General features: G+C 63.0%; 1 pseudogene. It reads right to left on the bottom strand.

Features of this window, described 5'->3' with window-relative positions:
- Positions 1–865: pseudogene (locus FUT88_RS23375) on the bottom strand (propionyl-CoA--succinate CoA transferase); the annotation flags it as partial.

Here is an 865-nt window from a genome sequence, read left to right as displayed (position 1 = left end):
TTGCCACTCTGGCCTGACTCGCGCAGCAGGCGCAGCACGATCGATCGTGCGTCGCGCAGCGGCACCAGCGGTTGAGCCCATTTGATGAGCGTGATCGACGAAGCGGAGGCAAACGCCAGCTTGCCCGAGTCGAGCAGCTCGATGGAGCTGTCCTGCAAGACCTCCGAATACATCTTGAGGTCATGGAACGGCGAGTCGATGAAGCCATGCAGAACCGCGTTGGAGATCGTCCCGATACCCGCCTGCAGCGGCTGCAGCGTAGGCGAAAGACGCCCCGTGCGCACTTCACGCGCCAGAAACGCGTTCAGATGCCCGGCGATGGCATTGGTCTCCATGTCGGGCGGCAACACGTTGGACGGGCTGTCGTCCTGCCCCGTGATGACGATGGCTGCAATCTTGCGCGGATCGATCGGGATATACGGCAGGCCGATGCGCTGCTCCGGAGCGATGAGCGGAATCGGCTGACGGTGCGGCCGCTGCACCGGGAAGAAGATATCGTGCAGCCCTTCCAGATTGGCCGGCATGTTCAGGTTGATCTCGACGATCACCTGCTTCGCCAGCACCGCGAAACTTGCGGAATTGCCCACCGACGTGGTCGGCACGATGCCGCCGTTCTCAGTGATGGCCGTGGCTTCGACCACCGCCACATCCAGCGGCGCAATCTGCCGCGAACGCAGTTGCTCGACGGTTTCCGACAAGTGTTGGTCAATGAACATGACCTCGCCTGCGTTGATCTTGCGCCGCAGCGTGGCATCGGCCTGGAACGGCAGGCGACGGGCGATCACATCGGCTTCGGCCAACACCTTGTCGATGTCGTTGCCCAGCGAAGCGCCGGTCATCAACGTGATGCGCAGCGGCTCGTGCG

The organism is Ralstonia sp. TCR112, assembly GCF_007997035.1.
Taxonomy (GTDB): Bacteria; Pseudomonadota; Gammaproteobacteria; order Burkholderiales; family Burkholderiaceae; genus Ralstonia; species Ralstonia edaphi.
Note: the sequence above shows the minus strand (reverse complement) of the source record. Positions and strands in the feature narration are given on the sequence as shown.